The organism is Campylobacter sp. LMG 17559 (genome assembly GCF_024723605.1).
Taxonomy (GTDB): Bacteria; Campylobacterota; Campylobacteria; order Campylobacterales; family Campylobacteraceae; genus Campylobacter_D.
The window spans coordinates 1-26,820 of sequence record NZ_JANQCZ010000011.1 but is presented as its reverse complement, the minus strand read 5'-3'; the positions used below and the strand labels follow the sequence as shown (position 1 = coordinate 26,820).

Genomic DNA, 26,820 nt, shown 5'->3' with positions numbered 1-26,820 from the left:
TTTAGTGAAAATATGTTACGAACTTAACATTATAACACATAATTTAACTATTCATTTATTTTTTTGCTAAAATTACAATATTAATTTTTCAAGAGAGGAAAAAAGTGGAACTTAATTATTATGAAATACTAGAAATTTCCCAAACTTCAGATAAAGAAACCATAAAAAAAGCATACAGAAAGATGGCTTTAAAATATCATCCTGATAGAAATCAAGGAGACAAAGAAGCAGAAGAGAAATTTAAGCTTGTAAATGAAGCTTATGAGGTGCTTAGCAATGATGAAAAAAGAAGTATATATGATAGATACGGAAAAGAAGGGCTTAAAGGTCAAGCCGGTGGTTTTGGTGGTTTTGGAGATGTTGATTTAGGGGATATATTCTCGAGCTTTTTTGGAGATGGATTTGGTTTTGGCAGCTCAACACGTAAAAAAGAAAAAGGAAATAAATATCCTCAAGATTTAAAAATAACGACAAAAATTAGCTTTAAAGAAGCTGTTTTTGGCTGTAAAAAAAAGATCGATTTTACCTATAAAAGTTTTTGTAAATCATGTAAAGGAAGTGGTTCAGAAAATGGAAAATTAGATACTTGTCCTCATTGCGGAGGAAAAGGGCAAGTTGGTGTTAGACAAGGCTTTATGACCTTTGTGCAAAGCTGTGATCATTGTAAAGGTAGTGGTCAGATTATAAAAGATAAATGCAAAACATGTCATGGTAATGGCTATGAAGAAATAAAAGATCATATAGAACTTGATATACCAGAAGGTATAGACAGCGGTATGAGTCTTAGAGTACAAAATAAAGCAAATGAGCTTCCAAATTCTTCTCAAAGAGGTGATTTATATATCAAAATAATCGTAGAAGATGATGATAAATTTATCAGACATGATGATGATATCTATACCATAGTACCTGTATTTTTTACCCAAGCTGCTCTTGGAAAAACTATTAAAGTATCCACTATAAGAGGAGAGGCTGATCTTAAACTTCCAGTCGGTGCAAAAGATAAACAAAAATTCGAATTAACCAACGAAGGTGTTAAAAATATTCACAATGGAAAATTAGGCTCACATATTGTACAAATTGAAATAAAATTTCCAAAAACGCTTACCGATGAACAAAAAAATCTACTATTGCAGCTTGAGAAAAGTTTTGGCTTAGCAGATGAAGAAGGCTTTATAGAACAAGAAAGTTTGTTTGATAAAATCAAATCTTGGTTTAGCCACTAAGGAAGTTTTAAAGCCATTTTCATGGCTTTAAAAATTTCTTCTGTTTTTTGACATTCTAAAAATAACTCAAGAGCAAAAACACCTTGCCATAAAAGCATTTGTGTACCATCTTTTATTTTTAAGCCATTTTCTCTTGCTAATTTTAAAAAAGGTGTATTTTTACCGTATATCACATCAAAAGCATATTTGGCATGTTGAAAAATACTTTTTAAAATCTCTTCTTGGCAAGGTAATTTCTCATCATTTAAACCTGCACTAGTTGTATTGATAATCAAATCAAATTTTTTACTTAAATCAAGTTGATTATATAAAAAACATGGATAGCTAGCTAAATTTTCAAATCTAGCACTAGAACGATTTGCTACTGTAACTTCAATATATATAGATTTTAAAGCATATGCTAAAGCTTTAGCCGTACCCCCAGCACCCAAAATCAAAGCATTTTTGATAAGAGAAAAATCTTCAATCGCTTTTAAAAATCCTAGATAATCTGTATTACAAGCATAAATTTTGTTATTTTTATTTAACAAAGTATTAGCAGAGCCTATATGTATAACACTTTCATCTTTAAAATCAGCTATTTTACAAGCTGCTTCTTTAAAAGGTATGGTGATATTAGCACCATCTAACTTTTGAATAATCTCTTTTAGTTTTGCTTTATCTTTTAGATGATATCTTGTATAAACTGCGTCTTCTTTGAGTGTTTGCAAGGCATTATTATGCATTCTTGGAGATTTAGAATGCATAATAGGGTCACCTATAACTGCAAAAGTTTTCATTTTACTCTAAATGTAAAAGCACCTTTTGCAATTTTAGAACGTACTTTTTCTAATTCGGTCTTTAATTCACTCTCTTTATAAGGTCCAACTAAAACTTTCGTTAGCTCTTTGCCATTTACTGTTGTTTTATAAATTTTATAATCATATCCATTTTCTTTAAGTATATTTAATTCTTTTGATTTAGGATCTAAACTATTTAAAGAAAAAACTTGAATATAAGCACCTGAAGGAAGTTGTGTTTGAACATTTGGTGTTTTGATACTTTCAAATAATTCATTTGTATTGCTTTGCTCTGGAGCTTTTGGTTTTTCAACTATATTATTTTTTGGTTTTTCAGAAGGTTTTTGAGTTGGTTTTTCTATAGATTTTTCCATAAGTTTAATCTCTTCTTGTTTTTCTTCCACCTTAGCTGGCTCTTCTTTTGGCTCTATTGTAGTAATTTGATCTAAAACACTATTACTTGGAAATTCTTGCTTTTCTTCTATGGTAGTATTTGTATCATTCAAAGAACTCTCTTCTTTTAATTTTCTAGCTAAAGCTTCAAATTCATCCTCTTCTTTAGCACTATCTGTAATAGGCAAAGAATTAAAATTATTTTCATAAGCAGCTTGCTCTTGTGGTTCTGATGGCATTTGTAATGTTTTTTCTTCACCTGGGTCATTAATTAGCTTCATTACTATCATAACAACTAAAAATACAATGATTAAAATAATCGATCTAAGTAAAATTTTTTTAAGTTTTTCGCTTTTATTGCTTTTTTGCAAAATTATATCATCAAATTCGTTTTTATTGTTTTCTTCCATTTTTCATCCTTTCAAAATTACATATGTTTAGACCAAGAAGCACCACGTTCTTTTTGATAAACTTCATAAGGCAAGGTTAATATATTAAATTCTCTAGGTATATCCATACTAGGAAAAACCTTCCACTCTACTGGCATCTTTTGAGAAAAAAGTAAAGATAGTTTTGAGCCCAAAGAACAAGCCTCGTTAAAAGTTGTATGTCCTTTATGAATATACAAATGTAAATGGTTATTAGTTCTTGTTCTATAAGCAGTAAAATTAATAAAACCTTCTTCTCTTAAAACAAGCTGTGCTCTATGCCAAAAACGCTCCGCGTTAAAACCGTTATAATCAAATACAATATTTTCAACCTTATCAAAACTATTGATCAAAGAATGCGCCACAATTATCTTTTTTTCCATATGCTCTTGTATAACACTAGCGGTTAATGGGGCATTAACTTTTTCAAATTTATCAAAGAAAATTCTACCCTTGTATTCGTATTTATTTACTATAGTATCACGCTTTATATAATAATGGCTTGTAACCATTTTAATTAAAGCTAAATCCATTGTTGTAATCAAAATAAAGCCCTTTCATAAATAATAAAATTACTTGCTAAATCCTTCAGTTTAACCTTAATTTCCTCTTGTAATTTTGTATTTTGTATATCATCTAAAATATCAGCTATATAATTTGCAACAATAGAAATTTGCTCTTCTTTAAAACCTCTTGCTGTTAAAGCTGCTGTTCCAAGTCTTAAACCACTCGTTACAAAAGGACTTCTAGTTTCACCTGGAATAGTATTTTTATTAGCTGTAATACCTGCTCTTTCTAGCGCTAAATCTGCATCTTTACCACTAAATTCTTTATTTAAAAAGCTTAATAAAATCAAATGATTATCAGTACCACCGCTGACTAAATCATATTTTCTATCTATTAAAACTTGTGCCAAAGTAGCAGTATTTTTGATGATTTGCTTAGCATAAATTTTCCACTCATCACTTAAATTATATTTAAATCCAACAGCCTTAGCAGCAATTACATGCATTAATGGACCACCTTGAATGCCTGGAAAAATTGCAGAATTTATTTTTTTAGCAATTTCTTCATCATTACACATGATAATCCCGCCCCTTGGACCTCTTAAAGTTTTATGTGTAGTAGAACTTACAACATGAGCATAAGGAAATGGACTAGGATGCTCACCCGCTACAACCAAACCTGCAATATGTGCAATATCAGCAAACAAGTACGCGCCAACCTCATCTGCTATTTCTCTAAATTTGGCAAAATCAATCACTCTAGGATAAGCACTAGCACCACAAACAATAAGTTTTGGTTTAATCTCTTTTGCTATCTCTCTAACTTTATCATAATTAATTCTTCCATCAAGCTCAACTCCATAAAAAAAGCTTTCATAAACCTTTCCAGAAGAACTTACTTTAGAACCATGAGTTAGGTGTCCTCCATGGCTTAAATCCATACCCAAAATTCTATCACCTGGATTTAACAATGCCATATATACACCTTGATTTGCTTGTGAGCCTGAATTAGGTTGCACATTGGCAAAATTACAATTAAAAAGTTTTTTACATCTTTCTATAGCAATCGTTTCAATCTCATCAACAAATTCACATCCACCATAATATCTTTTACCAGGATAGCCTTCTGCATATTTATTTGTTAAAATACTTCCCATTACCTCCATAACTTCTGGTATGGTAAAATTTTCACTTGCTATCATTTCAAGACCATCGCATTGTCTTGCTAACTCTTTTTGGGTTAAATCAAAAATTTCTTTATCAAATTTTTCCAACATTTACTCTCCTTTTATCTCATTTTTAAGTGGTCTCATGGCTGGGAAAAGCACTACATCACGAATTGATTTTTTATTAATTAAAAGCATAACCAATCTATCTATTCCTATACCTTGTCCTGCAGTTGGTGCCATAGCATAACCTAATGCATTAACAAAATCCTCATCCATTTCGCATGCTTCTTCATCACCTGCATTTTTTGCTTCAATTTGCTTTAAAAATCTCTCATATTGATCTAGAGGATCATTAAGCTCATTAAATCCATTAGCAATTTCTCTACCTGCGATAAACAACTCAAATCTTTCAGCAATATCTGCATCTTTATCACTTCTTCTAGATAAAGGACTTATAGAAATAGGAAAATCTATCACAAAAGTAGGATCAATCAATTTATCTTCAACATAATTATCAAAAAGTTCAGCTTGTAAATGACCTAATTCCAATTTTTCATTGGCTTCAAATCCATCTTTTTTTAGCTTTTCCAAAATTAATTCTTTATTATTAATAAGCTCATCATCCAAACCGCCATATTTTTTTAATGCGTCTTTATAAGTAATTCTTTCAAATGGCTTAGAAAAATCAATTATTTTTTCATCAAATTCAAGTTTTTTATCTAATTTTAATTTATCTAAAAGCATAGCAAAAAGCTCTTCTGTTAAATCCATTAAATCATGATAATTATGATAAGCCCAATAAAACTCGATTGTAGTAAATTCAGGATTATGCGTTAAATCCATCCCTTCATTTCTAAAACATCTATTAATCTCATAAACCGCCTCAAAACCACCTACAATCAAACGTTTTAGATACAACTCTGGAGCAATTCTTAAAAATCTTTCCACACCCAAAGCATTGTGATAAGTTACAAAAGGCTTTGCATTTGCTCCCCCTGCAATAGGATGCATCATTGGTGTTTCAACTTCCAAAAATCCTTTGTTATCAAAAAAAGATCTAATATAAGAAACTATTTTAGAACGCAAAATAAAATCTTTTCTCACCTCACTATTCATAATCATATCAAGATATCTTTTTCTATATCTTTGCTCAATATCTGTCAGCCCATGATATTTTTCCGGTAAAGGCACTATAGCTTTTGTAGCTATTTGAATTTGTTCTACATGAAGACTGAATTCTCCTGTTTTTGTCATAAAAGGAAAACCTTTAACCAAAACAATATCCCCTACTTCGAGATATTTTTTTAAAATGGCAAAGTATTCTTCCCCTAAAATGTTTTGATTAAAGTAAATTTGTAAATTATCTTGCTCATCTTCTATATTAGCAAATACTGATTTACCAGCTATCCTAAGAAGCTTTAATCTTCCTGCTAATACTCCATGAGCATTTTCATCACGCTGATTTTCTATATCTTTAATATAGATGAATTTAGCCTTATATTCATTTATACTCATTTCTTTTTTTAAAAAGTGTGGATAAGGGTTGATTCCTAGTTCTTTTAACTCTTGTGCTTTTTGAATTTTTTGTTGCTCTAAAATATTATCAAACATTAAATATACCTTTATTTTTTACTACATTGTGGACATAGGCCATAAAGTTGCATTAAATGTCCTGTTAGTTTAAAATTATATTCTTTTGCGATTAACATTTGTTGCTGTTCAATAATAGGATTTTCAAATTCTACAATCTCGCCACAACTTTTACAAATCAAATGATCATGGTGAGGTTTATTTGCAAGTTCAAATTTCTTCCCTGAAGCACCAAAAGATATAGAAGTAGCCATACCGGATTCTTCTAACAAATTTAAAGTTCTATAAACTGTTGCAATGCCTACATTTAATTCGGGATTTTTTTGCTTTATTTCTACGTATAGACTTTCTGGAGTATAATGCATATCGCTATTATATAAAGTTTTTAAAAGCACTTCTCTTTGTTTAGTATATTTTAGACCATTATCTTTAAGTGTTTTTTTAAAACGCTCAAGCAAAACATCATATTCAATATTTTCAATTTGCATTATTTACCTCCGAATTTAGACTTAAATTAGAATCTATAATTTGTTCTTGTATTTTATCTAAACCATTTTGAGTAAAATCAGTATTCATTATAAAATCACCTGTTTGTCTAAGTAAATCTAATGTATAGCTATTTTTAGCATATTTTTCTAAGCTTGCATTTAAAAATTCTATATTATTAATACAAGCCACTAAAATTGCAAAAATCAAAAATATTTTAGCACTACCAAATAAAAATCCACCTATACGATCTATAAAACCAAGACCACTCATACTAAAAATCTTTGATAATATATTTCCTAAAGCCATACAAGCTACCCAAATTACAATTAACAAAACCAAAAATCCCGCAAAAATCGCAAGATTTTCGTTTTCAATTGCATAAAAATTATTATTAATAATTTCTGCTACTTCTTTAGCATATCTTGAAGCAAGTAAAACCCCGCCAACTATGCCTAATAAACCAAAAATTTCCTTAAATAAGCCACTTACCAAACCTTTTAAACCTAAAATCGCAGTTAAACCTAAAACAAATACATCAAACCAAGAAAAATTTTCCATCTATATTAAACTCCAAATATTTTATTCAATTATCTTAGGGACTATAAAAAATCCATCCTGAGAATTTGGAGCATGCTTGCTAAGCATATCTATCACATCAGATTTTCTACTTTCATCTAGTCTAAATGGAGTTGCAGCATTTGTAGTGCTAGTCATAGCCTCCACATCATCAAGTTTTAGCTCATCTAATTTTTCTACAAAATTAACAATCTGACTTAATTGCTCTTCCAATTCTTGTCTTTTATCATCGGCAATTTTTAAAGCACTTAGCTTTTCAAGTTTGGTTAATAATTTATCATCAATTTGCATAATTTACCTTAATCTTAATTTTTAACTCAAGAAAACTCTTTTTAGGTTAAAAATTATAACATAAAATCATTTATTTTTTCATTTTTATATGTTACAATTATAGACTTAAAACAATAAATAATGTTTATTCTTACTAAAAAAGGGAAAATATGGCTTTAAAAGAAAACCTAAAAGCGGTTCAAGCAGAATTAAGCTCTCAAGAGCAGATGATGGAAAATTTTATCAAATCTGAGCGCTTTATAAAAAAATACAAATACTATTTCATTGTAATCATTGTACTTTTAATCGCATATCTTAGCGGAAGTTATTTTTACAATCTAAAACAAGAAAGTAATATTCAAGAAAGTAATATAATTTTTAACAACTTATTGAAAAATCCTTCAGACCAAAAATTACTTGAAGAATTAAAACAAAAAAATGCAAATCTATACACCATATTCATGATGAATCAAAACAATCAAGATCTTAATCAAACTTTAAGCCTTAACATAGATCCTTTGTTAAAACAAATAGTGCTTGCTCAAAACAATCAAAAATCAGACTTTTTGAAAGATTATAATACCTTATTGGTAGGTTTTGATTTTCTAAAACAAAACGATTTTAAAAATGCAGATATAGAATTTAATAAAATACCTATAAATTCTCCCTTATGGCAGATTATTACAAGCTTAAAACATTATCAAGGAATAAAATGAAACACTTTTATTTATTTATTATAACTTTAATATTTTTTAGTGCTTGTGGCACAAAAAGGGAGTATTATCAACCAACACAAACAGAACAACTTCCTTATAGCTCACATAATATTAATGGTAAGATTATCAATCTCAATAACAATATAGCACAATTAAATAGCAATTCCTTTATAGATTCCACGGGGAATATTATTAATTTTAAACTAGATAAAAATTATCATATTATAAATATGCAACAAGAAGAGGTTCTTATTGGCGATGATAATGGAAATTTTAAGATTTTAAATTTACAAGGTGATGAATTATTTTCTCATAAATTTAATGAAAGTGTAGTGAGTGCAAGTATAGATGGAGATGATATAGCTTTAATTTTAGCTAGCAATACCTTGGTATATGCAAATAAAAATCTTGGTATTAAAATGCTTCAAAATCTTGGCACAGCCTATGCTCAAGATAGTCGTTATGCTAATCCTTATTTTTTAAATACCATTATTATATATCCTATGCTTAATGGAAAATTAGCCATACTTAATAAAAGCACACTAAAAGTGAGTAAAGAAATTTTAGTAAGTAGTGAGGAATTTTTTAACAATATCATCTATCTTCATGTTAAAAATGATACTATGGTTGCTGCAACTGCACAAAAAATCATCGTTGTTACTCCAAATAGAACCTTATATTTAAACGAAAATATTAAAGAAGTAAACACTAATGATAATGAAATTTTTGTACTAACAAAAGATGGAAGAGTTATTAAAAATGATTATAATCTTAGAAAAATCGATGAAGTAAAATTTCAGTTTGCTCTGTTTTCTAAAAGCAGCTTGTACAATAACTCTTTGTATATTTTTGAAAAAACAGGCTATTTGATCAAGCTAAATACAAATTTGAAAGATTATACAGTATACAAACTAAGTGAAGCCGTTGATAAAAAAAGTTTTATGGCTAATGGTAAATTTTTCTTTCAAAATAAATTTTTACAATTAAACTAAAATGAATCAAGAGCTTAGTGATATTCTTATAAAATATGGGATTGTTTTAAAAAATACTAAATCCTTAGATATCCATGCTTTTAGTAAAAAGAAAAAATTAATTTGTATTTATGGAGAGAATACAAATAAACAGTGTTGTTTGATTTTATTTTCTTTTGCAAAAAGTAGAATTTTAACAAAAGAATGTCTAGAATTTGAAAGTATTTTTCAAAATATAAATCAAACTCTAAACTTAAATTTTCAAAATTATTTTATATTTCACCAAGCTTTAATTTGTTCTAAAGCAAAAGAATATCTAGCTACCAAAAGGGATTAAAAATTATGCTTTTATGTGATATTGGTAATACAACCGCTAGTTTTCTGAATGAGCAAAAATTTTATTCTATGAGTATTGAGCAGTTTTTACAATACGAACCTACACAAAAAGTATTTTATATCAATGTAAATCCAAATTTAGAGCAAAGATTAGAACAAAATCCCTTATTTATCAATCTTGCCCCATATTTTAATTTTGATACTATTTATGAGAATTTAGGGGTTGATAGAATAGCAGCATGTTACACTATAGAAGATGGTGTTGTAGTTGATGCGGGTTCTGCAATAACTGTAGATATTATTTCCAATTCTATTCATCTTGGGGGATTTATACTCCCAGGTATTGAAAGCTATAAAAAGTCTTTCTCCAATATCTCATCACGTTTAAAATACGAACTAAACACACAGATTAATTTTGATGCTTTCCCTCAAAGAACCGTTGATGCTTTAAGTTATGGAGTTTTTAAAAGCATATATTTACTTATAAAAGATAGTGCATATGATAAAAAATTATATTTTACAGGCGGAGATGGGCAATTTCTTGCAAATTTTTTCGACTATGCAATTTATGATAAATTTTTAATTTTTAGAGGTATGAAAAAAGCTGTTTGTGAAAATTTTATACTTTAAAATTTATTTCTATACCCAAGCGCTTGAAATTATAAAATTTATTTACTCAAAACAACTATATTTTGATATTATTAGCAAAATCAAACACACAAAAGGAATTGATAACAATGGATCAAAAACATTTTGATACCGTGGTAATTGGCGGTGGGATTTCTGGTGCTGCAGTATTTTACGAGCTGGCTAGATACACAAATATTCAAAATATTGCTTTGTTAGAAAAATACAATAGCGCTGCAACTTTAAATAGCCATAGCACAAGCAATTCACAAACTATCCACTGTGGTGATATAGAGACAAATTACACTTTAGAAAAAGCAAAAAAAGTTAAAACAACAGCAGATATGATTGTAAAATATGGTCTTTTGCAAAATGCACAAAATAAGTTTATGCACTCACACCAAAAACTCGCACTTGCAGTTGGAGACAAGGAATGTGAGTATATGAAAAATAGATATGAAGAATTTAAAGAATTATATTCTTATATTAAATTTTATACTAAAGATGAAATTAAGCAAATAGAACCTAATGTTGTATTAGGTGAAGATGGCATAAATGATAGAACCGATGAAGTAGTAGCTATGGGTGTAGAAGCAGGAGCGGTTTATACTACAGTAGATTTTGGCTTGATGAGTCAAAATCTTATAGAGCAAGCTTGCAAACAAGGAAAAAATACTCATGTTGCCTATAATCAAGAAGTTGTGTTTATAGAAAAAAAAGATGATATTTTTTATATTAAAACAAAAGATTTTAAAGAATATAGTGCGAAATCTATTATAGTAAATGCAGGAGCACATTCTTTATTTTTGGCACATAAAATGGGTATAGGATTAGATAAATCTTGCTTTCCGGTTGCAGGAAGTTTTTATATGTCTAAAAGAAAAATTTTAAATGGTAAAGTTTACATGGTGCAAAATCCAAAACTACCATTTGCTGCGCTACATGGTGATCCTGATTTATTAGCTAATATGAATACACGCTTTGGCCCTACTGCCTTAGTTATCCCTATGTTAGAAAGATACCATGGTTTTAAATCACTACCTGAATTTTTCAAAACACTTAACTTAGACATGAATGTAGTCAAAATTTGCCTTAATCTTTTTAAAGATTCTACTATTAGAAATTATATTCTTTATAATTATTTATTTGAAATTCCTTACATTAACAAAAGACTTTTTGTAAAAGATGCAAGAAAAATAGTTCCTAGTTTGAAAACAGATGATATATACTATGCTAAAAATTTTGGCGGAGTACGTCCTCAAGTACTTGATAAAAAGGCAGGAGAATTAATGCTTGGTGAAGCAAGTATCACTGAAATTCCAGGTATAATTTTCAATATGACACCAAGTCCAGGTGCTACAAGCTGTCTTGGCAATGGTTATAGAGATGCAAAACTTATTTGTCAATACTTGGGTGCTAATTTTAATGAGGATTTATTTACTAGCGAACTACTATAAAAAGGATAAAAAATGCTAAAAAAAACAAAAATAGTTGCAACGATTGGACCAGCAAGTGAAAACGAAGCTACAATAAGACAAATGATTATTAATGGGGTGAATGTTTTTCGTTTAAATTTTTCACATGGAACCCATGAGTATCATAGTCAAAATCTAACTACTATTAGAAAAGTAGCAACTGAACTTAATGCAAGAATTGGAATTTTACAAGATATTAGTGGACCAAAAATTAGAACCTTAAAAATTCCAGAAGCTTTTGAATTAAAAAATGGAGATAGACTAGACTTTTACAAGGATACTTTTGAAGGAGAAAAACTTTCTAATGAACATTATAAAGTCTGTATTAATCATCCTGAAATTCTTTCAATGCTAAAGGTAGGAGAATACATCTATCTTTGTGATGGCTCCATCAAAACTAAAGTAGTGCAAGTTGAAAAAGATTTTATCCAAACCCAAGTAGAAAATAGCGGGGTGCTTAGTTCAAACAAGGGAATTAATTTTCCTAATACAAAAATTAATATCGATGTTATCACCCAAAAAGATAAAGATGATCTTGCATGGGGTATTAAAAATGATGTTGACTTTTTAGCCATCTCTTTTGTACAAAATGCTCATGATATTGATGAAGTTAAGAAAATACTTGATGAAAATAATGCCAAAATTGCTATTTTTGCAAAAATAGAAAAATTTGATGCTGTTGAAAATATCGATGAAATCATAAATTGCAGTGATGGTATAATGGTAGCAAGAGGGGATTTGGGTATTGAAGTGCCTTATTATAGAGTGCCAAATATACAAAAACTCATCATTAAAAAAGCCAATGAAGCTAATAAACCTGTCATTACTGCTACTCAAATGCTTTTTTCACTTGCAAAATCCAAAACTGCCACAAGAGCTGAAATTTCAGATGTTGCTAATGCTGTGCTTGATGGCACTGATGCAGTTATGCTTAGCGAAGAAAGCGCAGTAGGGATTGATCCGGCAAATGCGGTTGATATTATGACTCAAACCATTATAGAAACAGAAAAAAACTATCCTTATGAAAAATTTGAAACCTTTAAATGTTTCAATGAAACCGATATTATTGCCAAATCAAGCACACAACTAGCAACCGATTTAAATGCAAATGCAATTTTTACCATCACAAGTAGTGGTGCTTCTGCGGTTAAAACAGCAAGATATCGTCCAAAAATGGATATCATAGCTATTACTCATTCTAAAAAAGCTTTAAATTTTTTAAGTATAGTTTGGGGAGTTCAACCTGCTATATTAATAGAAAAACATGAAAATTTAACAGAGCTTTTAAGCAATTCTGTAAAACTTGGAGTCGAAAAAGGCCTTATGAAAAAAGATGGAGTTTATACTCTTACTGCAGGTTTTCCAATAGGTGTTGCAGGAAGTACAAATTTAATTAGAATTTTACAAAAAGATCAAATTGAATATTATTTAAGTTTGGGAAAATAACCCAAACTTAATATTCTTCTTCTATCAAATCACATAAACAATGTATAATTAAAATATGCATTTCTTGAATTCTAGCTGTATCATCGCTTGGAATAACTATATTATATTCACATAGTTCATTCATCATTCCACCACCCTTTCCACTGAGTCCTATACACTTAGCACCAATTTCTTTGGCCTTTTCAAAAGCTTTAATCACATTTGGACTTTTTCCACTAGTAGAAATTCCAATCAACACATCATTATCACTAGCTAAAGCTTCAACTTGCCTTGAAAAAACAAATTCAAAACCATAATCATTTCCTATAGCACTTAAAGCAGAAGTATCAGTGCTTAGAGCAATAGCAGCTAAAGCCTTTCTTTCTTTTTTATATCTTCCGCTAAGTTCAGCTGCAAAATGCTGGCTATCTGCAGCGCTTCCACCATTTCCACAAATTAAAATTTTCCCACCACTTTTCAAGCACACTTTTAACTCTTGAGCAACCATAGCAATTTGCTCTTTTAAACTCAAACTTTGTTCTAAAGTTTTTTGATGTTGAATAAATTCCTTTTCGATTTTATTTATCATTTGCAATCCTATTAATTATATTGGTAGTGCTAAATCCATCTTCAAAGTCGATCAATTCTACTTTTTTTACTAAATTTGAACCCACTACCTCTTTGTCTTTATAATCAGCTCCCTTAACTAGCACATCAGGTTTTAAAAACTCTATCAATTCATAAGGAGTATCCTCATCAAAAATCACTACATAATCTACAAAATACATGCTCGCAAGCATACATGCACGTTGAAACTCTAAATTTATAGGTCTTGAATTTCCTTTTAGTCTTTTTACGCTTTCATCTGAATTTAAACCTACAACTAAGATATCTCCTAATTTTTTAGCTTTTTCAAGATATTTTATATGACCATAATGCATAATATCAAAACACCCGTTGGTAAAAACTACTTTTTGATCTTGTAGCAATTTTACAAGCTCTTCTTTGCTTTTAATTTTATCTTCAAAAGAAGCTTTTTTTAGATTTTTAATCTCTTCTAAACTTACACTCACACTTCCTACTTTTGCTACCACAACAGCTGCTGCATCATTTGCTAGCTCGCACGCTTTTACAATATCAACTTTTAAAGCCAAAGCATAAGCAAGCATAGCTATAACACTATCTCCAGCTCCTGTTACATCATAAACCTCCAAGGCTTTTGCAGGAATAATATGTAATTTTTCATCAAAAAGTGCTATTCCTTCTTCAGATAAAGTTATGATAGAATAAGCTAAATTTAAATCATCTTTTAATTTTTTCAAAGCTTTTTCTAAATTATCAATTTTTTCTACACCCAAAGCTTGAATAGCTTCTTTTTTATTTGGAGTTAGTAAGGTTGCATTTTGATATTTGCTAAAATCACTTCCTTTTGGATCAATCAAAATAGGTAAATTTAAAGTATTTGCATGCTCTATCAAAGCTTTTGTTACTTTTGAAGTTAAAACTCCTTTGGCATAATCACTCAAAACAATCGCATCATAATCTTTTGCGATTTTTTTATACTCTTGAATAATTTCATCTTCTAATTTAGTATCAAAATCATTCTCATCATCAAGTCTTAAAACTTGCTGAGAATGTGATAAAACTCTGCTCTTAAGAGGGGTTTTTCTATCTTTTTCTACTAATAATTTTGCATTTAAATTCTCTTTTAAAAATCTTCCACTCTCATCATCACCCACAAGTCCTAGAGCAAAAACCTCAGCGCCAAGACTTTTTAAATTTGCATATACATTACCAGCTCCACCTAGTCTTTTGTCTTCTTTTTGTGATTTCATCACCATTACAGGAGCTTCTGGAGAAATTCTAGTACAATCACACCATATATAATGATCCACCATAAAATCCCCAACAACTAAAATTTTTGGCTTTTTAGAACTTAAAAAATCAAGCATTTACTTCCTTTTCATAAAGCCTTTTAATCTCATCTAAATAATCTTTTATTCCCTCTTCAAGACTAAATTTAGCTTTATATGAAAAACTCTCATCTAATTTTGCTTGAGTATGAAATTGATAAGCATTTTTATAAGGATTAGGAATATACTCACAAGGATAATTAGTGTTTAATTCTTTTTGTAAAATATCAACTATATCTTGAAAAGTTCTTGCCTTACCTGTAGCTACATTATAAATTCCGCTTTTTGCTTCTAAAGCTTGCAAATTTGCACTCACAACATCTTTAATATATACAAAATCACGATAAATTTGATCACTTCCTTCAAATAAACGCGGACTTTTGCCCGCTAAAATTTGATGTCCAAATTGCAAAATCATAGAAGCAGTGCTATTTTTAAAAAATTCTCCCTTGCCATATACATTAAAATATCTAAGTCCAACTATATGCATTTTATTAAAGTATTTTTTTGCTAAGTTATCCATCATTAATTTTGAAAATGCGTAAGGATTTTTAGGGGATTCACTTAAATTTACAGTTTGCGGGCTTGGAGCATCTCCATAAACTGAGGCTGAACTCGCATAGATTAGTTTTGCATTAAGCTCCAAAGCAAGTTCTATAAAATCTTTAAAAGTGTTTAAATTAGTCTTTAAAACTTTGTTTTGATCATAAACAGTTGTATCTGAAATTGCAGCCTTATGAAAGATCGCATCGGGTTTAAAATCTTTTATAACTTTTAAAGTTTTTTCATCGTTAATATCACCCACATAAAGCTCACCTTCAAAATCTAAAATATTTTTAAAATGGCCAAAGCTTTCTAAATTTCCATTTTCAAAAGTAGCACTTGATCGCATTTTATCTACAATCAAAACTTCATGTTTATCTTGAAGTTCTAAAGCAAGTGCAGAGCCTATAAAACCTGCTCCACCCGTTATCACTATTTTCATTTTCTATCCTTTAAATAATGCAAAAGTTCTTTTAAATTTTTAAAGACCTTATAGTTTTTATCATCATTATAATTTTCATTAATCAAAAATAGATTTTTTACACCAGCATTAATTCCAGCTTGCATATCGCTTAAATTATCCCCTATAAAAAAAGATTGTAAAAAATCTATATTAAATTCTTGTTGTGCTTTTAAAAGCATGCCAGGTTTTGGCTTACGACATTCACAATTTTCTAAATGCGGGCAGTGATAAATTTTTTCTATTCTAATGTTTCTTTTTAAAAACTCATCCAACATATATGAACTTAAAATTTCAAAATCTTTTTCACTATAATAAGCTCTTGCAATGCCTGATTGATTAGTAGCTACAAAAATTAAAAAATTTTGCTTTTGGAAAAATTCGCAAAGTTCAAAAATACCATCACAAAATTCAAAATCACTGATCTTATGAACGTATTTTTTATCTATATTAACAATCCCATCTCTATCTAAAAATAACGCCCTTGTTTTCATAAAAAAATTATAATGTATTTTTATTAAGATTTTTATAATTTATCAAGTAAAAAAGTTTTTTAAGCGACTTTAAATAAAAAAAGCTTATAATTAAAAACATTTTATTTTCAATTTATATAGGAGTGATACAATGAAAAAGCTACTTGTTTTATCAGCTTTAGCATGTCTTGGTGTTTCAGGTTTTGCTGCAGATGGTGCTACACTTTACAAAAAATGTGCAGTATGTCATGGTGCTAAAGCAGATAAAGTTTATCTTAACAAAGTTCCTGCTTTAAATTCTTTAACTGCAGCTGAAAGATTGCAATACATGAAAGACTATGCAGCAGGTAAAAGAAATGCTTATGGTCAAGGTGCTATCATGAAAATCAACCTTAAAGGTTTAACAGAAGCAGATTTCAAAGCAATTGAAGAATATATCGAAAGCTTAAAAAAATAATTTAACAGCCTTTATGGCTGTTTTTTGTTCTTTTCTAAAGCTTCTTTTTTTCTTTTTTCTAAAATCACCGCATCATTTAAAGCTTCTTCGCTATCATTTAAAGTAGTAAATTTATAATCATCATCAAATTGTTTATTCTTTATACCCCAAAGCAAAGCGCAAATTGCCAAAAATAAAGCAACCATAGAAACACCTATCATCATCATTAAAACACCATTCATTTTTTAATCCTTAAAGCATTTAAAATCACTATTATACTACTAAAAGACATCGATAAAGCTGCAATTAAAGGATTAATCAAACCAAAAAAAGCTAAAGGCATGCTCAAGGCATTATAAAATAAAGAAAAAGCCAAATTTTGTTTAATAATTTGATAAGTTTTTTTAGCTATTTGTATGGCTTTTTGTAAGCTTTTTAGGTCATTTTTTAACAATATAATATCACTATTTTCCATAGCAAGTTCAGAACCTTCTTTTAAAGAAACCCCAACACCTGCATAAGAAAGCGCTAAAGCATCATTTACCCCATCTCCTACCATTAAAACCTTACCTGTTTGATTTAAATTAGCTATTATTTGCATTTTATCTTCTGGCATACACGAGGCTTTGAAATTATTTATTTTTAATTTTTCAGCCACCTTACTCACAGCAGATAAATTATCACCACTTAACATATAAATTTGCATTTTACATTCTTTCATAAATCCAATCAACTCTTCAGAGCTTTCTCTCATACTATCTTCTAACTCAAAAACTGCCAATATAATTTTATTTTTAGCAAATATAAAATGCGTGGTTTGAAATTCTTGTACTTGTATATGATTTTCTTTGAAAAATTTCTCATTTCCTCCCAAAAATTCATCTTTACCCAAAAAGGCTTTATAACCTCTTGCTTGAAAATTTTGAACTTTTTCAAATTCTATTCTGCCATCGATTTTTTCACCTAAAAATTTCAAAATGCTTTTAGCCACTGGGTGGTTAGTTAGGTGTAAGAAATTTAATAACTCATTTTTATCTAACCTCTCATCCAAAAAGCTTTTTTTAACTTCTAAGCTAGCCTTTGTTAAAACCCCTGTTTTATCAAACACAACCACATTACATTTACTCAAATCCTCCACAACACCTGCTTCTTTGAATAAAATTTTTTCTTTCAAACCAGCACTAATTGCCACTAAAGAACTCACCGGAGTAGCCAAAGCTAAAGCACATGGGCAAGCTATAATTAACACAGAAACCATGCGTATCATAGCCTCTTCAAAACCCAAATTTAACACAAAAAAAGTAAAAGCAAAGCAAAGTAAAGCACAAGTTAAAATAATAGGTGAAAAATACTTACTTACTTGCTGTACCATTTTTTCTATTTTGGCTTTTTTTGAACTGGAGTTTTCAAGTAAATTAATAATCCTAGCTAATTTAGAATCCTTATAAAGCGCATTTGCCCTATATAAAGCATTCCCGCTTAAAACCAAAGAAGCAGAATAAATCATATCATCTTTTTGCACATCAAGCGGTAGACTCTCTCCACTTAAACTAGACATATCCAAGCTAATATTACCACTAATACACACTCCATCTATTAAAATTCTATCGCCTTCTTTTAACTCTATAATATCTCCTATTTGTACTTCTTCTACATCGATATTTTCTATTTTATCATTTTTTAAAACCCTTACTTCACTACTTAAAAACGATCGTAAATGATCAAGCGTATCAAGAGCTTTTTTCTTACTTAAAAGCTCTAAGTACTTTCCTATAAAAACAAAACAAATAATCATCGCCACAGAATCAAAATACACTTGAGAAGCTCTTGAAAACATTGCCCATATTGAATATATATAAGCTAAACTCGCCCCACTAATTACCAAAGTATCCATATTAACACTTTTAAATTTCAAAGCATAATAGGCATTTTTATAAAAGATTGAGCCTGTATAAAAAAGCACGGGAGTACAAAGTAAAAATTCAGCAAAATGCAAAATATCCTTAGTATCAGCTTCCATGCCACTAAAAAACCCAGCATACTTGGCTACAGATATCCACATGATATTCATCACACAGGCTATGGCAACTATTAATTTTGCATAAAAATCTCTTTTAGTTTGAGTTGCTCTTTGTTCATTCTTTGTAGGCAAATACACACTAGCTTTATAACCAATACTTTCTATGCTTTGGATAATTTTTGCTAAATTTATACTTTTTTCATCAAAAACAATTCTTGCTTTATGAGTAATAGAATTAATATCAACTTCTATCACCCCTTCACTTTTAATGAGAATTTTTTCATTAAGCCAAACACAGGCAGCACAATGAATTTCTTCTATAAGTAAAAAAATCTCACTAAAACCTTCTTTGGTTTGTTGTATGTATTTTTCATAATCTTTAACATTATGTTCTATTATGGCAGGAGTTAGGGTTTTATTGCCAAGTTTTTCATAAAATTCTTCCAAGTTATTTTCTTGTAAAATCTCATAAACACTTTCACAGCCTTTACAACAAAAATAATTTCCATTTTTTTCTATCATTTGATCTTGTCTGAAACTTAATTGGCAGTGTTTACATTTCATCTTATACTTTCTTCAATAATTTTTTACAATATTTTATCATTTTTTAAAATCACTATTTTAAAAATTATTTACAAAGCTATATTATAATTTTAAAAAATTTGACAAAGAAGCATTTTTTTGAATAAAATCTCTTATTCATTATTAAATACTACATTTTCTACATTTTAGAGGATATATGGAAAATACAAAAGAAAAAAAACAACATCAAAGAACACACATTCCAGTGGAAGGTTATAAGATAGAAGATTTAAAGTTGCTTGATCTAGAAAGCTTAGTTAAAATTGCTAATGAAGCAGAAATAGAAAACCCAAGAGAATTTAGAAGACAAGATCTTATTTTTGAAATTCTAAAAGCACAAACCAAAAAAGGTGGCTTTATACTCTTTACAGGAATTTTAGAAATTTCACCTGAAGGCTATGGCTTTTTGCGTGGAATGGATTCAAATTTAAGCGATAGTGTAAATGATGCTTATGTATCAAACTCACAAATTCGCAAATTTGCTCTGCGTGTTGGAGATATAGTTACTGGTCAAGTTAGAGAACCAAAAGATCAAGAAAAATACTATGCTTTGTTAAAAATTGAAGCGATTAATTATCTTCCATTAAAAGAAGCTAGAGAAAGACCTTTATTTGACAATCTTACTCCAATTTTTCCAACTGAAAAAATCAAATTAGAATACGATCCTTTAAAACTAACAGGTAGAATGCTTGATTTATTTGCCCCTATAGGAAAAGGCCAAAGAAGCTTAATCGTAGCACCTCCAAGAACTGGTAAAACCGAGTTAATGAAAGAACTAGCTACTGCTATTGCTAAAAATCACCCAGAGGCTCATTTGATTGTGCTTTTAGTAGATGAGCGTCCTGAAGAAGTTACAGATATGCAAAGATGTGTTAAAGGCGAGGTTTTTAGCTCAACTTTTGACTTACCTGCTTATAATCATGTTAGAGTGGCTGAACTTGTTATAGAAAAAGCAAAAAGAATGGTAGAAACAGGTAAAGATGTCATTATCTTGCTTGATTCTATTACAAGATTAGCAAGAGCTTATAATACTGCTACGCCAAGTAGTGGTAAGGTTTTAAGCGGTGGAGTTGATGCAAATGCCTTACATAAACCAAAACGCTTTTTTGGTGCAGCTAGAAATATAGAGCATGGTGGCTCATTAACCATTATAGCAACTGCTTTGATAGAAACAGGCTCAAGAATGGATGAAGTAATTTTTGAAGAATTTAAAGGAACAGGAAACAGCGAAATCGTTCTTGATAGAAATATTTCAGATAGAAGAATTTACCCTGCAATTAACATCATAAAATCAGGTACTAGAAAAGAAGAATTGCTCCAAGGTGTCGAAAAACTTCAAAAAATTTGGGCAATTAGATCAGCTATTTCACAAATGGATGATATAGAAGCATTAAAATTTTTATACTCTAAAATGCTAAAAACCAAAAGCAACGAAGAGTTATTATCTATCATGAATGAGTAGCAATGCTTCAAGCTCTTGCTGTTAAATACAGACCAAAAAATTTCAATGAGCTTGTAGGGCAAAATACTGTTTCTACAAGCTTAAAATATGCTCTTGAAAATAACCGTTTAGCGCACGCTTACTTATTCTCAGGGTTACGCGGAAGCGGAAAGACTTCAAGTGCAAGAATTTTTTCAAGAGCTCTAGTATGCGAAAATGGACCAAGCGCTAATCCTTGTGGAGAATGCTCTCAATGTTTATCTTCACTCACTGGCTCTAATATAGACATTATAGAAATGGATGCTGCAAGCCATAGAAGCTTAGAAGATATACAAGAGCTTATCGAGCAAGTCAAATACGCTCCATCTTTAGCTAGGTTTAAAATTTTTATTATCGATGAAGTACATATGCTTACCCCACAAGCTGCAAATGCTTTGCTTAAAACCTTAGAAGAGCCACCAAGTTATGTAAAATTTATACTAGCAACAACCGATCCTTTAAAACTTCCTGCCACAGTTCTTTCAAGAACACAGCATTTTAGATTTAAGCAAATTTCTACCCATGATATCTTAAATCATCTTGAGTGGATTTTGAAAAAAGAAAATATCAACTATGAAAAAGAAGCTTTAAAACTCATAGCAAGAAGCGGAAATGGTTCTTTAAGAGATACTCTAACCTTACTAGATCAAGCCATAGTATATTGTCAAAATGATATACAAACACAAAAAATCACTGCTATGCTAGGCTTTTTAGATCCAGCTAAAATTGAAGAATTTTATCAAGCCATTTTAGCTAATGATAAGGATAAAGTTCTTGAGTTTTTAAAAGAATTTGAAGATTATGAAGCAAGCAATGTCATTGATGAGATGATATTTTTTCTAAAAGAAGCGTTTTTTGCCAAAAATAATCTTTTTTCTATGTTAATTTATGAAAGATTTTTTAGAATTCTTTCGCGTGCTAAGACTATGTTAAATTCTAGCGATGATGATAGTTTTGTACTTTGCGTTATGGCTTTCATGCTTATTGAAGCAACTTATTTAAAAAGCATTGATGAGGCTATTAAAAGCTCAAAACAAGATAGCATGCCAAGTCCAAAACAACAAGAAATTCCTTCTATTCAACAAACTCCTAAAGAAGAAAAACTTAATCCTTATGAAAATCTCTTAAAAGCAATATATAAAAGAGATTATGACTTAGCTGAAGTTTTTAAAAAAACCACTCAATTTATTTCTTTTGAAGATGATATTTTAAGCATTAGCTCACACGCTAAAGATAATGATAGAATGGTTTTAAACAATGGTTTTAAATTAATCAAAACATTATTTCATGAGCTTTTTGGAGAAAAAGCACAAATCAAAATTCAAAAAACAGAAACCATAGACACTCAAAAACTACAAGATATATTCAAAACTCCCATAAAACAAGAAGTAAAAAGCACTCCAAATTTAAATGAGCATTTTGAAAATTTTAAAAAAGACGCTAAAAAATACGACCCTAAAGACGAAACCAAAGAAGCTCTTAACAAGCTCTTTGGTTCCCCAACTATACAAAATTAAAAACTGCCGTTGATTGAAATATAAATTCTTCTTCCCTCTTCTATACGATTATAAGTATTTACCCAAGTATCTTCACCTTTGTTTTTATAAGATTCCCAATCATTTGTAAAACTTTTATCAAAAAGATTATAAATTGCTGCATTAATATTCCAATTTTTATTGATATCATAACGCACACCCATAGAAGCTAAAAAGACATCTTGGTAATATTCTCTATTAATATTTGTATCACCCATATATCGATCTATTTGCCATTCGCCTTTTACCCATGGAGTGAATTTATTAAAGATATTATAACTTGCTTTTAGCATGATATTGTGTTTTAGACTATCAATTTCTGGCTTTCCTATCACAGTTTTATCTTGTGCATCTTTTACTTCACTATCAAGATAAGTATAAGCTAAATCTAAATTTAAATGTTCTATAGGGGTAATCCCTGCTCCAAGCTCTATGCCTTTGTATTCAACCTTGCCATGATTAATCGCTTGATAACAAGACTCAGCTTCGCATTTTCCAACACCCGAAATCATACTATTTTTGCTAAATTCTTGACTAGAAATTTTATCTTTAAAATTTGTCAAAAACCCAGTAGCTGAAATATAAAATAAATCATTATTATAAACAGCGGCTAATTCATAATTAAGCGATGTTTCTTCTTTTAAATTTGGATTTCCATACATAGGATATTTACCCTGTCCACTATAATTATAAGCACCTGCTATCAATCTATTAGCATATGGAGTTCTAAAGCCCGTTGAAACACCACCTTTTAAAGTAAGTTCGCTAGTAGGATTGTAAACCAAATAAGCCCTTGGTGAAATATTATTTCCAAAAATTTCATGATGATTATATCTTGCGCCAAAAGTAAATCTCAAATCATCTCTTATACTATACTCATCTTCTGCAAAAAGAGCTAATAAATATTGATCAAAATTTGTAGGATTAGCGATTTTATCTTGCATTTTTTCAAGTCTATATTCACCACCCACGCTTAAAATATGACTTTGACCTAAAGGAATAACTGATCTTGTATCTACGATAATATCTTCAGCAACTATATCTCTATTTTGTCCTAAAAATGGTTGTGTTTTTTGACCAACTACCTCACGACCATCATTACTTACACGGTTATACTGCAAGGTAGAAGTAATCGAAAAGTCTTCATATATCCCCTCATGGCTTAAATAAGTTACCAACTTATCTACTTGCATAATATCTGTATAACCACCTGTTAAAGAACCATCATTTTTATCTGTTGGTTTTGTTAATGTACCGAGTTGGCCTTTTTTATTATCATAATGATTTCTTGAAAAATCGATATCAAATATCAAGGTATTATAATCATCTACTAAATAATTTAACCTAGTTCCTAAATTAAAATTATTAGCTTTTGTAGGACTTTGAGCTTGATCGCCTTGCACTCTTTGTCCACTACCATTACTAAATTCAACATTCGACTGTTCTCTGTAAAACTCTCTAAAACGTAAGGTTAATCCTAGGCGATCATTCATCAATGGACCACTTGAATATATACTTGTACCATAAGTATTGCCCCATTCTCTATGTGCATTAAAAATACCATCTAAACTGACCGATGTTTCCCACTTATCACTTACTTTTTTTGTGATGATGTTTACAACACCACCTAAAGCTTCAGAACCATATAAAGTACTCATTGGTCCTTTGATTACTTCTATCCTTTCTATGCTAGAAATTGGAGGTAAGAATGAATTTGAAATTTCATTAAAACCATTAGGTCCTACTTCTCCGCCTATACCTTGTCGCCGTCCGTCAATTAAAATTAAAGTGTATCCGGTAATACCTCTCATAGTGATATTATAAGAGCCTGTTTTTCCCTTGCTAGCAAATAAATCCACACCAGGAATATCAGCAATAGCTTCGGCAACATCTCTATAAGGCTTACTTTCTAAATCTTTTTTACTAATCACATTTATAGTAGCAGGGGCTTCTTTGATATCTTGAGAAAAACCCGAAGCACTTACTATGGAACTATCTAATAAAACTTCTTGTGATAAAGCATTGCAGACCAAAAAACTAGCAACACAAAACGATAAACAATGTTTTTTCATTATTTCCTTTCACGATAAATAAAATTTTCAAAGTTGGAATATTATGACAATAATTATTAATTTAAAATAAATTTTTGTATCAATTATGATAATTGTTATTAATAAAAAATTTAATTTTTAGCAATATAATCACAAAAAAATTTTAAGATGAGGGTATGATGGAATTTTTAAAAACTTATATTGACTTAATTATATTTATTGTTTTAGGAATAATGGCATTTATTGCTATATGGTGCACTATAGAACGTATATTGTTTTTTAGAAAAATTAAGCTAAATGATTATCAATGTCAAGAAAAATTTGATGATGCAATTAGTGAAAATCTCACCATGCTTTATATCATTTACACCAATGCTCCTTATGTAGGACTTTTGGGAACTGTAGTGGGGATTATGATTACATTTTATGACATGGGCGCAAGTGGAAATATTGATGTTAAATCTATTGTTATTGGTTTATCGCTAGCTTTAAAAGCTACAGCATTAGGAATTTTAGTTGCCATCCCTTCTTTAATGGCTTACAATGGATTACTTAGAAAAATATCAACCTTGAGTAATGCATATCGTATTTTTAAGGATAAAAATGCTTAAATTACCAAAAAATGAGGGTTTAAACATCATTCCTTTTATAGACATAATGCTTGTTTTACTAGCTATTGTTTTAAGCATATCCACTTTTATCGCGCATGGTGAAATCAAAATCAATCTACCTCAAAGTGAAAATTCAAATTCCATAAACGAAAATGAAGACAAAGTGAGTATTTTAATCAATAAAGAAAATGAATTTTATATCGATGGAAAAACAGCTTCCTTAGAAGAAATAAAAGCAAAATTTGACACTATAGATTCTAAAACATTAGTAGAGTTAAAAAGTGATAAAGAAGCAAAATTTGAAAGTTTTGTAAAAATTATTGATATTTTAAAAAATAAAAATCATGAAAATTTTCAAATTTTAACAGAGCAAAAAAGATGAAAACATTTATAAACAATCATAAAAATCAATCCTTTTTTATTACTTTATTTCTCTTTTTGCCTTTATTTTTTATTTTTATTTATACTAAGAATTTTTTACATATACAACATAGTGCTTCAAAAGAAGAAAAATTTAATATAGCCATAAAACAATTTTTACAAGATTCCCCTAAAGTAAAAACGAAACAGCTTAAACAAGAAAAAGTAAAAAAACTAGAACAAACAAAAGAAAAGTCTGTTATTCAACCTAAAAAAGTAAATACTTTAGCTAATGCCAAGATAACAAATCAATTAAATGAAAAAATAAAACCTCAAAAAACTATAACACAAGAAAAAAACACTCCAATAACTTCTCAAGAAAGCATATCTTTAGCTAATAACAATGAACTTTTAAAAGAAATCAAACAAGCTATAGATGAAGCTTTAATCTATCCTAGACAAGCTAAAAAAATGCGAATGAGTGGCGAAATTTTAGTAGAATTCACATGGACCAAAGATAAAAATCTATTAAACTTAAAAATATTAAAACCATCAAAATATAAATTATTGAACGATAGTGCTTTAGAAACTATACGTATAGCGTCTAAGAATTTTCCACAATATGAAAAAACTTTTCATATAAGAATACCATTAATATATAAAATAAACTAAGCAAAATTGCTTAGTTTGTCTTGACTAGATTGTGTCCTTTATAGATCCCATAAATTTTATAGTCTCCATTTTTAAGCATTAAAACTACAGGATATTCTTCTTCATAACCTTGCTCCATTCCAGGACTTCCCTGAGGCATACCAGGAGCAGAAATACCTATAACATCTTCAGGCTTATTTTTCAAAAGCCAAGCAACTGCATCTTCAGGCACATGCCCTTCTATAACATAACCATCAATTACGCCAGTATGGCAACTTTGATACATAGGCTGAATATTCATTTTTTCTTTTATTTTTAAAAAATCATCGCTTTTGTGTATTTGCACTTTATAACCTTTATCTTTCATATAATTAGCCCAAAGATCACAGCATCCACAAGTAGGACTTTCATAAATATTTAATAATTTCTCATTAGCCAATAAAGTTGCAAAACCCAGTGATAAAGTTAAAAATAATTTTTTCATATATCCTCCAAAAAAACAAAAAGATAAAATACATTATAAAAATTAATATTTTTTATAAAACCAATAATTTTTATTTTAAAATCTATAAAAATACAAAAATACACTCTTATTTCACTCGCAAATACTTATTCTTTACCTACAACTAAAACCCAAGCTATATACCAAATAAAACATTTAATGAATAATTTCAAATCAAATTTATAAACTCTATTAAAAACTTAAACCAAAATTTGTTATAAACATTT

29 protein-coding genes are annotated in these 26,820 nt (G+C 29.4%); 13 read left to right on the top strand and 16 right to left on the bottom strand.

Going from position 1 to position 26,820, the window contains the following annotated elements:
• Positions 1–104 precede the first annotated feature (104 nt).
• Positions 105–1,226 (top strand): molecular chaperone DnaJ, encoded by a 1,122-nt coding sequence (gene dnaJ / locus CAMP5082_RS06540; protein ID WP_263664176.1) that lies wholly within the window; start codon positions 105–107, stop codon positions 1,224–1,226.
• Here dnaJ and CAMP5082_RS06535 read toward each other — a convergent pair.
• The 8 genes from CAMP5082_RS06535 to gatC are packed head-to-tail and all read right to left on the bottom strand — an operon-like array spanning position 1,223 to position 7,447.
• Entirely contained in the window at positions 1,223–2,005 is a 783-nt protein-coding gene (locus CAMP5082_RS06535) for a shikimate dehydrogenase (protein WP_263664175.1), read from the bottom strand. The genes dnaJ and CAMP5082_RS06535 overlap by 4 nt on opposite strands.
• Positions 2,002–2,808: an SPOR domain-containing protein gene (locus CAMP5082_RS06530; RefSeq protein ID WP_337206264.1), complete on the bottom strand. Its 807-nt coding sequence runs from the start codon at positions 2,806–2,808 to the stop codon at positions 2,002–2,004. Before CAMP5082_RS06530 ends, CAMP5082_RS06535 begins: the two co-directional genes overlap by 4 nt.
• Positions 2,809–2,825: 17 nt before the next feature.
• Complete coding sequence (locus tag CAMP5082_RS06525) at positions 2,826–3,371, bottom strand: DUF1882 domain-containing protein (RefSeq protein WP_012661221.1); 546 nt, start codon at positions 3,369–3,371, stop codon at positions 2,826–2,828.
• A complete protein-coding gene (locus CAMP5082_RS06520; protein WP_337206263.1) occupies positions 3,368–4,609 on the bottom strand; it encodes a serine hydroxymethyltransferase in 1,242 nt (413 codons plus the stop codon). Before CAMP5082_RS06520 ends, CAMP5082_RS06525 begins: the two co-directional genes overlap by 4 nt.
• The gene (lysS, locus tag CAMP5082_RS06515) at positions 4,610–6,112 is read right to left on the bottom strand and encodes a lysine--tRNA ligase (protein ID WP_337206262.1); all 1,503 of its coding nucleotides are present in this window, start codon (positions 6,110–6,112) and stop codon (positions 4,610–4,612) included.
• 11 nt (positions 6,113–6,123) lie between these two features.
• The gene (locus tag CAMP5082_RS06510; protein ID WP_039617809.1) at positions 6,124–6,579 is read right to left on the bottom strand and encodes a Fur family transcriptional regulator; all 456 of its coding nucleotides are present in this window, start codon (positions 6,577–6,579) and stop codon (positions 6,124–6,126) included.
• The gene (locus CAMP5082_RS06505; protein WP_263664171.1) at positions 6,569–7,138 is read right to left on the bottom strand and encodes a CvpA family protein; all 570 of its coding nucleotides are present in this window, start codon (positions 7,136–7,138) and stop codon (positions 6,569–6,571) included. Before CAMP5082_RS06505 ends, CAMP5082_RS06510 begins: the two co-directional genes overlap by 11 nt.
• 21 nt (positions 7,139–7,159) lie before the next feature.
• Complete coding sequence (gene gatC / locus CAMP5082_RS06500; protein WP_263664170.1) at positions 7,160–7,447, bottom strand: Asp-tRNA(Asn)/Glu-tRNA(Gln) amidotransferase subunit GatC; 288 nt, start codon at positions 7,445–7,447, stop codon at positions 7,160–7,162.
• A gap of 149 nt (positions 7,448–7,596) precedes the next feature.
• Here gatC and CAMP5082_RS06495 point away from each other — a divergent pair, with 149 nt between their 5' ends.
• The 6 genes from CAMP5082_RS06495 to pyk all read left to right on the top strand — a co-directional run bounded on the left by CAMP5082_RS06495 (position 7,597) and on the right by pyk (position 12,997).
• The gene (locus CAMP5082_RS06495) at positions 7,597–8,142 is read left to right on the top strand and encodes a hypothetical protein (protein WP_337206261.1); all 546 of its coding nucleotides are present in this window, start codon (positions 7,597–7,599) and stop codon (positions 8,140–8,142) included.
• Positions 8,139–9,134 carry a hypothetical protein gene (locus CAMP5082_RS06490; RefSeq protein WP_337206260.1) on the top strand — a complete coding sequence of 332 codons (996 nt, stop codon included), beginning with the start codon at positions 8,139–8,141 and terminating at the stop codon, positions 9,132–9,134. The genes CAMP5082_RS06495 and CAMP5082_RS06490 overlap by 4 nt, the downstream gene beginning before the upstream one ends.
• A 1-nt stretch (position 9,135) precedes the next feature.
• Positions 9,136–9,450 (top strand): hypothetical protein, encoded by a 315-nt coding sequence (locus CAMP5082_RS06485; RefSeq protein WP_337206259.1) that lies wholly within the window; start codon positions 9,136–9,138, stop codon positions 9,448–9,450.
• A gap of 5 nt (positions 9,451–9,455) precedes the next feature.
• Entirely contained in the window at positions 9,456–10,079 is a 624-nt protein-coding gene (locus tag CAMP5082_RS06480) for a type III pantothenate kinase (protein WP_257397112.1), read from the top strand.
• A 107-nt stretch (positions 10,080–10,186) separates the two neighbouring features.
• Positions 10,187–11,533, top strand: coding sequence for an FAD-dependent oxidoreductase (locus CAMP5082_RS06475; RefSeq protein ID WP_337206258.1), 1,347 nt, complete (start codon positions 10,187–10,189; stop codon positions 11,531–11,533).
• A gap of 12 nt (positions 11,534–11,545) precedes the next feature.
• Complete coding sequence (gene pyk, locus CAMP5082_RS06470) at positions 11,546–12,997, top strand: pyruvate kinase (protein ID WP_263664164.1); 1,452 nt, start codon at positions 11,546–11,548, stop codon at positions 12,995–12,997.
• A gap of 7 nt (positions 12,998–13,004) precedes the next feature.
• Here the strand turns inward: pyk and gmhA are convergent, their stop codons facing one another.
• Genes gmhA through CAMP5082_RS06450 form a run of 4 tightly spaced genes read right to left on the bottom strand, consistent with a single transcriptional unit; the run spans position 13,005 to position 16,386 of the window.
• Positions 13,005–13,565: a D-sedoheptulose 7-phosphate isomerase gene (gene gmhA / locus CAMP5082_RS06465; protein WP_337206257.1), complete on the bottom strand. Its 561-nt coding sequence runs from the start codon at positions 13,563–13,565 to the stop codon at positions 13,005–13,007.
• Positions 13,555–14,928 (bottom strand): D-glycero-beta-D-manno-heptose-7-phosphate kinase, encoded by a 1,374-nt coding sequence (rfaE1, locus tag CAMP5082_RS06460; RefSeq protein ID WP_263683206.1) that lies wholly within the window; start codon positions 14,926–14,928, stop codon positions 13,555–13,557. The genes gmhA and rfaE1 overlap by 11 nt, the downstream gene beginning before the upstream one ends.
• A complete protein-coding gene (rfaD, locus tag CAMP5082_RS06455; RefSeq protein ID WP_337206256.1) occupies positions 14,921–15,874 on the bottom strand; it encodes an ADP-glyceromanno-heptose 6-epimerase in 954 nt (317 codons plus the stop codon). Before rfaD ends, rfaE1 begins: the two co-directional genes overlap by 8 nt.
• Positions 15,871–16,386 carry a D-glycero-alpha-D-manno-heptose-1,7-bisphosphate 7-phosphatase gene (locus CAMP5082_RS06450; protein WP_337206255.1) on the bottom strand — a complete coding sequence of 172 codons (516 nt, stop codon included), beginning with the start codon at positions 16,384–16,386 and terminating at the stop codon, positions 15,871–15,873. Before CAMP5082_RS06450 ends, rfaD begins: the two co-directional genes overlap by 4 nt.
• A 130-nt stretch (positions 16,387–16,516) precedes the next feature.
• On the opposite strand from CAMP5082_RS06450, the gene CAMP5082_RS06445 reads away from it, so the two are divergent.
• Complete coding sequence (locus CAMP5082_RS06445) at positions 16,517–16,822, top strand: c-type cytochrome (protein WP_337206254.1); 306 nt, start codon at positions 16,517–16,519, stop codon at positions 16,820–16,822.
• An 11-nt stretch (positions 16,823–16,833) separates the two neighbouring features.
• Here the strand turns inward: CAMP5082_RS06445 and CAMP5082_RS06440 are convergent, their stop codons facing one another.
• The gene (locus tag CAMP5082_RS06440) at positions 16,834–17,043 is read right to left on the bottom strand and encodes a cbb3-type cytochrome oxidase assembly protein (protein WP_337206253.1); all 210 of its coding nucleotides are present in this window, start codon (positions 17,041–17,043) and stop codon (positions 16,834–16,836) included.
• Positions 17,040–19,385, bottom strand: a complete 2,346-nt coding sequence (locus CAMP5082_RS06435; RefSeq protein WP_337206252.1) for a heavy metal translocating P-type ATPase — start codon at positions 19,383–19,385, stop codon at positions 17,040–17,042. Before CAMP5082_RS06435 ends, CAMP5082_RS06440 begins: the two co-directional genes overlap by 4 nt.
• 175 nt (positions 19,386–19,560) lie before the next feature.
• Here CAMP5082_RS06435 and rho point away from each other — a divergent pair, with 175 nt between their 5' ends.
• The gene (gene rho, locus CAMP5082_RS06430) at positions 19,561–20,865 is read left to right on the top strand and encodes a transcription termination factor Rho (protein ID WP_039617780.1); all 1,305 of its coding nucleotides are present in this window, start codon (positions 19,561–19,563) and stop codon (positions 20,863–20,865) included.
• Positions 20,866–20,867: 2 nt separating this feature from the next.
• Positions 20,868–22,400: a DNA polymerase III subunit gamma/tau gene (locus tag CAMP5082_RS06425; protein ID WP_337206251.1), complete on the top strand. Its 1,533-nt coding sequence runs from the start codon at positions 20,868–20,870 to the stop codon at positions 22,398–22,400.
• On the opposite strand, the gene cfrA is transcribed toward CAMP5082_RS06425, so the two are convergent.
• Complete coding sequence (gene cfrA, locus CAMP5082_RS06420; protein WP_337206250.1) at positions 22,397–24,490, bottom strand: TonB-dependent ferric enterobactin receptor CfrA; 2,094 nt, start codon at positions 24,488–24,490, stop codon at positions 22,397–22,399. The genes CAMP5082_RS06425 and cfrA overlap by 4 nt on opposite strands.
• 158 nt (positions 24,491–24,648) lie before the next feature.
• Here cfrA and exbB point away from each other — a divergent pair, with 158 nt between their 5' ends.
• Genes exbB through CAMP5082_RS06405 form a run of 3 tightly spaced genes read left to right on the top strand, consistent with a single transcriptional unit; the run spans position 24,649 to position 26,112 of the window.
• Positions 24,649–25,080: a TonB-system energizer ExbB gene (gene exbB / locus CAMP5082_RS06415; protein ID WP_149062773.1), complete on the top strand. Its 432-nt coding sequence runs from the start codon at positions 24,649–24,651 to the stop codon at positions 25,078–25,080.
• Complete coding sequence (gene exbD / locus CAMP5082_RS06410; RefSeq protein WP_337206249.1) at positions 25,073–25,462, top strand: TonB system transport protein ExbD; 390 nt, start codon at positions 25,073–25,075, stop codon at positions 25,460–25,462. The genes exbB and exbD overlap by 8 nt, the downstream gene beginning before the upstream one ends.
• Positions 25,459–26,112, top strand: coding sequence for an energy transducer TonB family protein (locus tag CAMP5082_RS06405; RefSeq protein WP_337206248.1), 654 nt, complete (start codon positions 25,459–25,461; stop codon positions 26,110–26,112). Before exbD ends, CAMP5082_RS06405 begins: the two co-directional genes overlap by 4 nt.
• Positions 26,113–26,122: 10 nt before the next feature.
• On the opposite strand, the gene CAMP5082_RS06400 is transcribed toward CAMP5082_RS06405, so the two are convergent.
• Positions 26,123–26,575 (bottom strand): DUF411 domain-containing protein, encoded by a 453-nt coding sequence (locus CAMP5082_RS06400; RefSeq protein WP_263683214.1) that lies wholly within the window; start codon positions 26,573–26,575, stop codon positions 26,123–26,125.
• Between the last annotated feature and the right edge of the window lie 245 nt (positions 26,576–26,820).